The following is a 12792-nucleotide window of genomic DNA, read 5'->3' on the forward strand; positions in this document are numbered from 1 at the left end:
TTATTCAATTGTGAGCTTCCAGTCGTTGGGTGCCGATTGGCGCGAACCCGCCACCCATTCATTCACCCAGTCGCTGCTCGGCAGCGGCGCCTTCAAGCCGAAATTCAGGCCAAAGTCGAGGGCGCCACCCAGCTGCACCACCGGCGCTGCAGCGACAGCGGTCGCAGCGGAGGCAGGCGCCGCTGCTGCGCGTGCGGTGGGTTGCGCGCTCAACGGCACAGTCGCTGGAACAACCGCAGCAGTCTGCGCCGTCACGGCCGAACCCACCACCCCCGAGATGCCGGTAGCCGCCGGGGCGGCGAGCGGCATCGGGGTGCCGATCTGGGCACGCACCTGAGCGGAATCGACGATGGTGATGCGACCGTCGCGGTTCATGTCGGCCACGCGCACCGGGTCGATCAGTCCGTAGGCGGCAAAGCCGGTATCAACGCGCCCGCTGACCCGCTGCACGGCAGCGAAGTCGTTGGTGCTGATGATGCGGTCGCCGTCCGCATCGCCCAGGCGGGCCACGACTTGCAGACCCTCGTCGACGCTGATCGCCGCCAGGTTGCCCGAGACCTCGGTAAGCCGCAGCACCTGCGCGGCGCCATAGCCGGCCGTGACCGGCACGGTGGCCTGCACCAGCACCAGTTGGCGGAGGGCGGCGTCGGCGATCGGGCTGCCCAGGGTGATCTGCACCTGCAGGCGGCCCGGCTCGATGACGCTGGCCACGATGCTGGAGCCTGCAGGCAGGCCGGCGGCCAGGGTGGCGCCGGTGACGTTGAGCAGGGCAGCGTCGTAGCGCAGCTCAAAGCTCACGGTGCTCAGGCCCGCCGCACGCTCCAGGCTGACGGCGAAGGCGCCGAGGGCCGGGTCATAGCTGGCCACCTGGCCGGGAGCGCGCGCGAACTCCTGCACCGACAGCACGGCGGCGCTGGAGGCGGCGACCGTGAAGCTGCGGGTGTAGTTGTCGCCGGTGGCGCCGTCACCGTTGCCGTCCAGGCGCAGGCCGCCGAGGCTGATGAAGCCATCGGCGCCGGCGTTCAGCGACAGTTGGTAGTTGCCGGCTTCGAGCAGGCCGCCGGTCTTGACGAAGCTGAGGCCGCGGCCGTCGGCGTCGAAGACCAGGCTGCCGGCCACGCGGCCTTGCACGCCGCCGGTGGTGCCGGTGAAGGCGACATCGGGCACGACGGCGCCCGCGCCGTATTGCTGGATCAGGCTGGGGTCGACGGCGCCGTCGAAGCGCAGGCGCCAACCCGTGTCGGTAGCCTGGAAGCTTTCCACGCGCAGGGTCGTCTGGGCCGGCAGCACGGTCAGGTCGACACGGCCCGTCGCCGTGCCGCCCACACCGTCGCTGAGCAGGTAGCTGAAGCTGGTGGCGCCGCTGAAGCCAGCCGTCGGCGTGAAGCGCAGGCTGCCATCGGGCAAGACCTGGACCGTGCCCTGCGTGCCGGTGGTGTCGACGGACTGGATGGCCAGCGCGTCGCCATCGGCGTCGCTGTCGTTGCCGAGCAAGCCCGGTGCGGGGATGTCGAGCACCTGGCCGGCGATGACGGTGTAGCTGTCGTTGGCCGCCACCGGGGCGGCGTTGGTGACGGCAATGCGCACGACGGCCGTGGACGTGCCGCCGTAGCCGTCAACCACGGTGTAGCCGAACTGCGTATTGCCGACGAAGCCGGCGGTGGGCGTGAAGACGAGTTGGCCGTCCGGCTGGGCAGAGACCGAGCCCTGCAGACCGGCCACCTGCAGGGAAGTGATGGTCAGCGTGTCGCCGTCGGCGTCGCTGTCATTGCCCAACAGGCCCGGTGCGGCGATGGTGAGCACCTGACCGGCATGGACCGTGTAGCTGTCATCCGTCGCCAAGGGGGTGGCATTGACGACGGCGATGCGCACGACACCGGTGGTTGTGCCGCCGTTGCTGTCGCGCAGCGTGTAACCGAACTGCGTATTGCCGACAAAGCCGGCGGTGGGGGTGAAGACGAACTGGCCGTCGGGGTTGGCGGCGACGGTGCCCTGCAGACCGGCGACCTGCAGCGAGGCAATGGCCAGCGTGTCGCCGTCGGCGTCGCTGTCGTTGCCCAGCAGGCCCGGCGCGGGGATGGTGAGCGTGCGATTGGCGCGCACCGTGTAGCTGTCGTCCACCGCCACCGGGGCGGTGTTGGTCACGGCGATTCGCACGACGCCGGTGGACACGCCACCGAAGCCGTCGGTCAGCGTGTAGCCGAACTGCGTGTCGCCGACAAAGCCGGCCGTGGGCGTGAAGACGAACTGGCCGTCGGGGTTGGCGGTGACGGTGCCCTGCAGGCCGGCGATCTGCAGGGAAGTGATCTCCAGCGTGTCGCCATCGGCGTCGCTGTCGTTGCCCAGCAGGCCGGGTGCGGGGATGGTCAGCACCTGGCCGGCGTGCACCGTGTAGCTGTCGTCCGCCGCCACGGGCGTGGCATTGACGACGGCGATGCGCACGACGCCGGCAGACGTGCCACCCAGGCCGTCGGACATCGTGTAGCCGAACTGCGTGTTGCCAACGAAGCCGGCGTTGGGCGTGAAGACGAACTGGCCGTCCGGCTGGGCAGAGACCGAGCCTTGCAGACCGGCCACCTGCAGTGAGGTGATGGCTAGCGTGTCGCCGTCGGCGTCGCTGTCATTGCCCAGCAGGCCGGGCGCGGGGATGGTGAGCGTGCGGTTGGCGCGCACGGTGTAGCTGTCGTCCGCTGCCACCGGAGCGGCATTGGTGACGGCGATGCGCACGACGCCGGTGGCCGTGCCGCCCTGGCCGTCGCTCAGCGTGTAGCCGAACTGCGTGTTGCCGACGAAGCCCGTCGTGGGCGTGAAGACGAACTGGCCGTCTGGGTTGGCGGCGACCGAGCCCTGCAGGCCGGCCACCTGCAGCGAGGTGACGGTCAGCGTGTCGCCGTCGGGGTCGCTGTCGTTGGCCAGCATGCCGGGCGCGACGATGGTGAGCACCTGGCCAGCGTGCACCGTGTAGCTGTCGTCCAGCGCGGTGGGCGCCTGGTTGGACGTGGTGATGCTGACGGCGACCGGCGCGGCCGCATAGCTGCCGTCCTCGTCGGTGGCGGTGGCCGTGATCTGCGCGTTGCCCGCGGTGGCGAACACGTGGGTCGCGCTGGTCGCGGTGCCGGCCACGGTCGTGTTGGGCGTGCCGTCGCCCCAGTTGATGACCCACTGGCTGATCGTGTCGGCACCGGCGTCGGTGGCCGAGAAGTTCAACGTGTAGGTCTGGCCGGTGCCGATGATGGCCGGGCCGGTGACGGTGAGGGTCGGCGCGACGTTGACGACATCGACATCGAAGCTGGTCGTGCTCAAACCACTCGCGCCGTCGTTGGCCTGGACGGTGAAGCCGTAGGTGGCGTTGCCGTCGGCGGCCGTCCAGCTGATGAGGCCGGACGTGGCGTTGATGGTGGCGCCGGCCGGGGCGCTGGTGAGCGACCAGGTAATGGGGCCGGGCCCGTCGACGTCGGTGGCCGTGGCGGTGAGGCTGAGGGCCTGGCCTTCGTTGACGGTCTGCGTCGCAATCGCAGCGACGACGGGCTTGTCGTTGATCGGGTTGACGACGAGGTTGATCGTCGCCGTGCCAGTCTTGCCGCCCCCGTCGGTGACGCGGAACACGAAGCTGTCGATGCCATTGAAGTCGGCGTCGGGCGTGAAGGTGACGGCGCCGGTGCTGGCGTCGATGCTGCCCAGCGTGCCGTGGGCCGGGCCGCTGACGAGGCTGTAGGTCAGCGCGCCGCCTTCGGGGTCGGTGCCGGCCAGCGTGATGGCCTTGGCCACGTCCTCGTCGACCTGCACGGTCTGGCCGCTGGCCACCGGCGGGTCGTTGAACTCCATGCGCAGATTGAGCGTGCTGGCCGGGTGGGCGCCGTCCTCGTTCGAGGGGCTGACGCTGACCGTGTAGTTGCCGTCCACGTTCGCGTAGCTGTGGCTGAGGCTGCCGGGGTTGCCGGTGACGGTCTCGGTGGTGCCGTCGCCCCAGTCGACGAACAGCGACGTGATCGTGTCGGTACCGGGGTCGGTCACCGTGTAGGCGAAGGTGTAGGCCTGGCCGGCGACGCCATTGCCGGCGTTCGGTGCGCTGAAGCTGAGCACCGGCGCGACATCGTTGACGAGGATCTTGAACGTCAGGTCGGCGCTGCGGGCGGGCGTGCCGCCGTCGCTGACGCGCACGAGGATGTCGACGCTGCCGGGGCCGTCGGTCGGTGTCCAGCTGAACAGGCCGGTGCTGGCGTTCAGCGTGGCGCCGGCGGGGGCGCTGAGCAGGGTCCAGGTCTTGCCCGGGCCGTCGGGGTCGGTGGCGGTGAGCTGGACCTGGATCTGGCTGCCCTCATTGACCTGCTGGTCAGCCACGGGGGCGATGACGGGCGCGTCATTGACGTTGACGACATTGAGCGTGAAGGTGGCGGTGGCCGACGTGGCGGCGTTGCCGACGGTGCCGTCCGGGTCACCACGATCCTTGGCGCGCCAGGTAAAGCTGTCGGCGCCGATGTAGCCGGCGGTGGGCGTGTAGATCCAGGCGCCACCCGCGCCTTGCGTCAACGTGCCGTGAGCGGGGCCTGTGACCAGTTCGAAGGTGAGGTTGGCGCGGGCGGTCTCTTCGTCGGCGGCGGCGAGCAGCAGGTTGAGGCTGCCGTTCTCGTTGACGGTGCCGGATTGATCCTGCGCCACCGGGGCGGTGTTGGTGGGCGTGACGTTGAGCGTGATCGTGGCAGAGGACACGCCGGTCTTGCCGTCGTCGACCTTGAAGACGAAGCTGTCCGGGCCGTTGTAGTTGGCGTCCGGCGTGTAGGTCAGCTTGCGGGTGACCGGGTCGATGGCCGACAGCGTGCCGTGCAGTGCATCGGTCGGGATCGAGTAGGTCAGCGCGTCGCCGTCGGCGTCCGTCGCGGCCAGCGTGATTTCTATCGTGCCGTTCTCGGCGACGTTGACGGTGGCGGGCGTGGCCACCGGCGCGTTGTTGGTGCTGCGGTCGATGGTGAAGGTGCGCACGTAGTCGCCACCCGGCGTGCCGTTGGCGTCGCCGTCCAGCGGGTTGCCGGCGGTGTCGAAGATGGCCTTGGTGCCAGACAGCGTCAGGCGGTAGTCGCCTTCGGCCAGCACGCCGCCGAAGTTCAGCGTCAGGCTGGTCTCGGGGAACGAATAGAACGGCGTCAGCTTGACGATGACGTCGTCGCCGGTGTCGAACTGGCCATCCGCGCCGGCGCGGCGCAGCTCGTAGTTGGCCGGGCTGCGCGCGGAGACGCCGTTGAGCGCCTCGTTGAAGTCGATCTGCACGGCCGAGAAGGCCAGCGCCGTCGTGCCGCCGTTGGCCGGCAGTTGCGAGATGCTGGCGACCAGCGGGCCGGTGGTGTCGCCGGACGCGCCCTGGAACTCGTAGGCGCCGATGTCGTGATAGACGAGGCCGGGCGTGGGTGTCCACAGCAGCGAGCTGGCGCTGGCGAGGTTGGCCTGGCCGTCGTAGGCGGCCAGCACGTAGGTGACGCCGTTGCCGGCGGACATGCCGACCGTGGGCGTGAGGCCGGTGTTGCCGGCGCCGTAGTCGAAGCGCAGCTTGCCATCGGCGAACAGCGTCATCGCGACATTGACATCAGTGGCCGTGCCCTGCAGCTTGGCCGCCCAGCGAATGGTGATGCTGTCGGCCGTCTGGCTGACGAAGATGTCCTTGCCGGTGGGGCCGGTGTCGAGGTTGTCCCACAGCGGCGCGATGCGGACATTGCGCAGCAGCAGGTCGGTGCTGTTGGCGTTGCCGTTGTAGGCCGAGTCGGGGCCCTCGAACTGCACGAAGCCGTTCACGTTCACGACCATCCTGGTGTAGGTCTTGCCGTAGAACGAGAAGCTGAAGCCGAGGTCCTGCTCGAAGGCGTAGTCGCTGGTGCGGAAGTTCTTGGCCGTGCCGGTGGCCGTGAACAGCGCGCCGGCATCGGTCGGGACAAAGAGATCCCAGCCCGTGCCCTTGTTGGTCACGTCGGGGTCGTTGCGGCGGTCGCGGCCTTCGATGTCCTTGGCCGGTGCGAGGTAGGCATTGGCGGCGTCGATGGCAGCCGAGAAGGCGTCCAGTTCGAAGTTGTCGTCGAAGCCGTTGCCGGTGGAGACGCCCTGCTCGCCGAGGATGTTGTCGGCGCCGTCGATGTCGAGGAACAGCGGGTTGCCGGTCTGCGAGTTGGCGTCCTTGCCAGAGGCCGTCTGCCAGGCCGCGAGCGTGGTCTGCGTCGCGCCGTTCCACAGGCCGACGTAGGCGTTGGCAGCGGGGCCGCGATAGAGCAGGTTGTAGTTGCTCTGCAGGCCGACCTGGCTGTTGTTGTCGACGGCGATGCCGTAGCCGGCGTCGACGCGCAAGATGTTGTTGGCCAGTACCACGTTGGCGGCGCTGCCGGTCAGGCGGATGCCCTCGCCCACCGTCTGCAGGATGGTGTTGTTGAAGAGACCGTCGCCCGCCGCGACGGTGTGGCCGCCCTGCACGCGCACGCCCTGGTTGGTGTTGGCATAGATGACGTTGTTGACGATGCGGCTGTAGCCGGTGTCGATGATGCCGACCGAGTTGCTGTAGATGCGGTTGCCTTCCAGCAGGCCGTCGTAGATCTGGATGCCGGTGGTGTTGGCGTAGACGGCATTGCCGCGCAGCGTCGCAGTGGCCTGCGTGCCTTCGATGCCGAAGCCGTTGTGGTGCACCAGGTTGCCGTCGATCAGCAGCGTGCCATAGGCGAACTGCAGGCCGTAGTTGGCCTGGTTGTAGATCTCGTTGCCGCGGAAGACGTTGTTCGTGCCGCTCCAGTTGTAGAGGCCGTAGCCGCTGTTGTCGTGGACCTTGTTGCCTTCGGCGAGGTTGGCGTTGGTGGCGTAGAAGTACAGGCCGTTGGCGTTGTCGCGGATGTCGTTGTTCTCGACGCGATTGCCCGTCGCGTACTCGAAATAGATGCCGCGGCTGGCGTTGTTGCGAACGACGTTCTCGGTGAGCAGGTTGTTGTCGTTGCTGGTGCCCAGCCAGACGCCGTCCTGCGTGGCGCTGCTGATGTCGTTGGCGCGCAGCGTGTTGCCGTCGCTATCGGCATTGCTGTTGAACACGACGCCATAGGCCGCGCCGGTGATGTTGAGGTGGTCGACGGTGACGTTGTCGGCGCCCGAGAACTCCAGCGTGTAGGTGCCGGTGTTGGTGTTGCCGCGGTTGATGGTGGCGGTGTGGCCCACGCCCGTGGGGCCGCTGACCGTCACGCCCGAGTCACTGGCCTCAAACGGCACGTTGGTGTAGGCGCGGTAGGTGCCGCTGTCGACGTGGACGACGTCGCCCGGGTTGAGGTCATAGGCCCGCAGCAGTGCTGCAAGGCTGGACATCGGGTTGGCGGCGTCCTTGCCGCTGTTGAGGTTGTTGCCGACCGCCGTGCTGAACTCGTCGCCGGCCAGGCTGGCGTCGTTGACGAAGAACTCGGTGCCGCCGTTGGCGATCAGGAAGGGCTCGTCCGACAGGTCCTGGGCCGCGACGCTGCCGTCGCCATGGCGCAGCACGGCGCGGATGAGGGCGGTGTTTCCGGCGGTGGTCTGGTCGGGCGTCCAGCTGTAGTGGCCGTTGCCGAGGCGGTCCATGGCGAGACCGGTCGCCAGGGTCTGCCAGGTGTTGCCGTTGTCCAGGCTGGTCTGCAGGTCGACCGTGGCTTCCAGATCGGCCGCCGGCACGACGCGCAGGATCTCGATGCCGTTGATCAGCGCGCCTGCGCCGCTGGTGCGGGTGATGAGGTCGAGGTCGATGCCGTTGCCGCCGCTGGCGACGACGTTGAACTCGCGCACCACCGCCTTGAAGTTCGCACCCGCCGTGGCGCGGATGTCGAAGTTGCTCTGCACGGTGTTGCCGTTGAGCTTGATGTCGAACTGGCGCGTGCCGTTCTGGGCGTAGAAGTAAGTCTCGGCGAAATGCAGACGCACGATGTACTGCCCGTCGTCGACCGGCAGTTCATAGCTCACGCCCTGCCCCACGGTGCCGTTGCCGTACATCGCGGTCTGGTAGACGCTGGCCGGCGCCGGGTCGGTGACGCCGCTGAGGTCCACCGCGTCGGTGAAGCTGGTGTAGCTGTAGTACTGCGTCTGGTAGGCGTTGCGCTGCCAGTAGCCCATCACGGCCTCGCCCACCGGGCCGGCATTGCCGGCGTTGATGAGCAGGGCCGGCTCGGTGCGATTGATGCCGGCGGTGTGCCAGCTGACGTCGACGGCCGTGCCGACCTCGAGCTTGGCATAGCCGCTCGGGCCGGTGACCTGGATCAGCGGCACTGGGCTCGGCGTCGCGTTGACGGTGTTGCCATAGGCGCCCATGTCGATGCGGGCGCCGTTGTCCAGCGGCTCATGCACGTAGGCGAAGCGGGGGTCACCGGCATCGATGCCGGCCGAGCCGACGGCCAGGCGGAAGTCGTCGTCCCGGCCGGTGTCGCCCTGCACCCGCTGCAGGCGGATGGCGTCGGCGGTGAACTTGCCGGAGGCGCCGCTGTCGGAGACGCGCACCGTCAGCGTGTTGCCGGTGATGACGACGGTCGAGATCTCGCGCCAGTTGGCGCCATTGGCCGTGAAGCCGCTGGGCAGGCTGTTCTGCCCGGTGCGCTGGAAGCTGATCTGCCGGTCGGGGTCGACCAGGCCGTCGTAGATCTCGTAAGGCGTGTTGCCCGAGTGGCCGCTGGTGACCGCCCAGGTGGCGGCGATCTGGTAGGTGCCCGGTGCGAGGTCGGTGAAGGTGTAGACGGCGTGGTTGCTGCCGTTGCCGGTGGCGCCGCTGCCGGCTTCGCGGCGGTCGCCGCCGTAGCCCGGGGTGCCGTTGGTGACGGTGGTGAAGCTGCCGCTGAAGCTGACACCAATGTCGCCGTCGTCCAGGATGACGGCGTCGCCCACGGCCGCGTTGGACCAGCCGTAGATGTCGTCGGCCCCATTTACATCGCGGAACTGCACGGGCGCGACCAGGCTGTGTGTGTCGTTGCCGGTCTCGAAGCGCCAGGTCAGCAGGTTGTTGAAGGCCACGCCCTCCCAGTTCATGCCGAGGAAGTCGGTCGCGCTGGCACCGCTGAAGAGGTTGTAGTCGCTGTCGAAACCGCGCTCGGCGCTGGCCGGCACGAAGATGGCCGTCGCGTCGACCAGGTCGAAGACGTTGTTGCGCAGCGTGACGTTGGTGGCGTTGGCCTCGACGTCGATGGCGCGGCCGCCGGTCTGGCGGATGGTGTTGTTGTAGAAGCCGTTCTGGTCGTTGCCACTGCGGCCGCCGGAGATGCGCGCCGCCGTGGCATTGGCCCAGAAGACGTTGTTGCGCACCAGGTCCGAACCCGTGTCGCGCAGGCCCACCGTGTTGCTGTAGATGCGGTTGTCCCAGATCGTGCTGCTGGACATCTCGATGCCGACGCTGTTGGCGTAGACATGGTTGCCGACGATGTCCGAGCCGCTGCCGGCGATGCCGGTGGTGTTCTGGCGCAGCACGTTGTTCTCGGCGCGCACGTTGGTGAGGGACAGGCCGGTGCTGGCGTCCCAGATCTCGTTGCCACGCACGACGCCCTCGTAGGACATCGAGACGCCGGTGCTGACGTCGTGCACGCGGTTGTTGACGACCAGGGGTGCGTCGTTGGCCTCGTCGCCGGCCGACCAGGTGTAGATGCCGGTGGACTGGTTGTAGACCTCGTTGTCGGTGATGACGGCGCGGGTGGCCTGCTGCGCCTGGATGCCGGTGCTGTTGCCGTTGTCGTGGACGGTGTTGCCGGTGACCAGCGCGTCGTCGATGTTGACGCCGACGTAGATGCCGCCGCTGGTGTTGCCGGTGACTTCCAGGTTCTTCAGCGTGACGCGGTGTGAGCCGGTGTTGTCGCCCAGCACGACGCCCCACTGGCCGCCGCTGAGCTTGAGGTTCTCCAGCGTGACGTCCGTCGCGCCGGTGATGTTGATCGGGTACTGGCCAGTGTTGGTGTTGCCGCGGTTCAGTTCGGTCGCGGCATGCAGCGCGCCGACGATGCGCACGCCGGAGTCCTTGGCCGTCAGCGTGAAGTTGGTGATGAGGTTGTAGCGGCCGCTGTCGACGAAGACGGTGTCGCCGGGGCCCACGTCGTAGGCGCGCAGCAGGGCCGACAGGCTGGCCATGGGGTGGGCCGCGTCCTTGCCGCTGTTGGCGTTGTCGCCGACCGCCGTCGTGTACTCGTCGTTGGCGGTGGTGGCGTCGTTGACGTAGTAGACCTTGCCGCCGTTGGCGATCAGGAAGGGCTCGTCGGAGGTGTCGATGGCGGCCGTCGTGCCGTCGCCATGCACGGCGATCGCACGGATGAGGGCCGTGTTGCCGGCGGTGGCGAACTCGGGGGTCCAGGTCGTGCGGCCGTTGCCGAAGCGGTCCATCGTCAGGCCCGTGGCAATGGCTGTCCACGACAGGCCGTTGTCCAGGCTGACCTGCAGGTTGACCTTCGCGTCGGCGTCTCCCGCAGGGACGACGCGCTGGACCTCGATGCCGCTGATCAGGGCGCCCGAGCCGTTGGTCCGGGTGATGAGATCGAGATCGATGCCATTGCCGCCGCTGGCGGTGACGGAGAACTCGCGCACCACGGCCTTGAAGTTGGCGCCCGCCGTGGCACGGATGTCGAAGTTGCTCTGCACCGTCGTGCCATTGAGCTGGATGTCGAACTGGCGCGTGCCAGCCTGAGCGTAGACATAGCTCTCGGCGAAGTGCAGGCGGATGACGTAGGTGCCGTCGGCCACCGGCAACGCATAGCTCAGGCCCTGGCCGACCGTGCCGTTGGCGTACTGGTTGGTCTGGTAGATGCTCGCAGGCGCCGGGTTGGTGACGCCGCTGAGATCGGGGTTCTCGGTGAAGCTGGTGTAGCTGTAGCCCTGGGTCTGGTAGGCGTTGCGCTGCCAGTTGCCGAGTGCGCCGCCCGCCACCGGGCCGGCATTGCCGGCGTTGATGGCCAGCACGGGCTCGGTCGGCAGCAGGCCGGCGGTGTGCCAGTCGATGGTGACCGGCGTGCCGACGGTCAGCTTGGCGTAGCCGGCCGGGCCGGTGACCTGGATCAGCGGCGCCGGGCTCTGCGTGGCGCCGAGGGTGTTGCCGTAGGCACCCTGGTCGATGCGGGCGCCGTTGTTCAGTGGCTCGACGTGGTAGGGCGAGGTCGGGTCGCCACCGTCGATGCCGGCGGAACCGGCGACGAGCCGGAAGTTGTCGTCGGCGCCATGGTCGCCGCCGATGCGCTGCAGGCGGATCGCGTCGGCCAGGATCTTGCCGCTGGAGCCGGCATCGCTGATGCGCACGGTCAGCGTGTCGCCGGTGATGACGACGGTGGCCAGGTCGCGCCAATTGGCGCCATCAACCGTGTAGTCGGCAGGCAGCCCCTGCAGGTTGGTGCGCATGTTGCGCACGAGGTTGGCCGCCGTCGGCGCGCCGTCGTAGAAGTAATAGGGCTGGTTGCTGGTGTTGCCCGACGTGCTGCTCCACGTCGAGGCGACGACATAGGTGCCCGCCTGCAGGCCAGTGAAGGTGTAGGTGGCAGTGTTGCTGCCGGTCTGGGCGCCGGTGGCTTCGCGGCGGTCGCCGCCGTAGCCGGAGGTGCCGGTGACAACCGTGGCCCAGCTGCCGGTGAAGCTGACACCGGCGTCGCCGTCGTCCAGCACGATGGCCGCGCCGATGGCGCTGCCATCCCAGCCGAAGCGGTTGTCGGCGCCATTGGCATCGACATAGTCGGGCGACGCAACGCGGCTGTGCACGTCGTAGCCGGTCTCGTAGACCCAGTCAGGCCGGCTGGTGAAGTTGCGGCCTTCCCAGCGTGTCAGCACCGTGCCGGTCGGCTGGTTGAACAGGTTGTAGTCGCTGTGGAAGCCGTTCTGGCTGTTTGGGCTGACCGAGATGCCGATGGCGCCGCTGCGCAGGTCGAGGATGTTGTTGACGATGCGGACGTTGGTGGCGCCCTCGGCCAGCACGGCCGTGCCGCCAGTCTGCACGATGGTGTTGTTGGCGATGCCGTGCTGCTCGGTGCCGTTGTGGCTGCTGGTGATGCGAACGCCGGCGGTGTTTTCCCAGATCAGGTTGTTGGTCAGCAGCGTGTTGCTGCTGACGTTGACGCCCAGCGTGTTGTCGTAGATGCGGTTTTCGCGGGCGACCAGGCTGTTGATGCTCAGGCCGGTGGTGTTGGCGTAGAGGGTGTTGCCGGTGACCGAGACACCGCCGGCATCGATGCCGGTGTTGCTGCCCCAGACGGTGTTGCCGCTGACGTCCTGGTTGCTGTTGGCGCCGATGCCGGTGCCGGTGGCCGCCCAGACGGTGTTGTTGCGCACCCAGCCCTCGTAGGACTGCGAGATGCCGGTGGACACGTCATGGACCAGGTTGCCGATGACCATGGGGCCGTCGTTGGCCTCGTCGCCGGCCGACCAGGTGTAGATGCCGGTGCTCTGGTTGTAGACCTCGTTGCCGCTGATCAGCAGGCGGGTCGACTGCTGGCCCTGGATGCCGATCGTGTTGCCGTTGTCGTGGACGATGTTGTTCAACACCTTGCCGTCGTCGATATTGACGCCGACATAGACGCCGCCCGAGCTGTTGCCGCTGATGTCGCTGTTGCTCAGCGTGAAGCGGTGGGCGCCGGTGTTGTCGTTGGCCACGAAGCCCCACTGGCCGCCCGTCAGCGTGACGCGGTCCAACGTCACGTCGGTGGCGCCGCTGCCGAGCAGGAAGGCGTACTGGCCGCTGTTGGTGTTGCCGCGGTTCAGCACGGACGCATGGCTGACCGCGCCGCGGATGACCACGCCGCTGTCCTGCGCGTCCAGCAGCAGGTTGGTGGACAGGTTGTAGACGCCGGTGTCGATGAGGATGAG

General features: G+C 68.2%; 1 protein-coding gene (cut by a window edge). It reads right to left on the bottom strand.

Annotated features, from left to right (window positions below):
• On the bottom strand, positions 1 to 12792 hold the end of the coding sequence (locus ACG00Y_RS00645) for a cadherin-like domain-containing protein (RefSeq protein ID WP_394475328.1). It continues 30726 nt past the right edge of the window; only the last 12792 of its 43518 coding nucleotides appear in the window; the start codon falls outside the window, past its right edge — the gene reads right to left on this strand; it ends in the stop codon at positions 1 to 3.

Origin of the sequence: Pelomonas parva (genome assembly GCF_043555835.1) — a bacterium.
Taxonomy (GTDB): domain Bacteria; phylum Pseudomonadota; class Gammaproteobacteria; order Burkholderiales; family Burkholderiaceae_C; genus Pelomonas; species Pelomonas parva.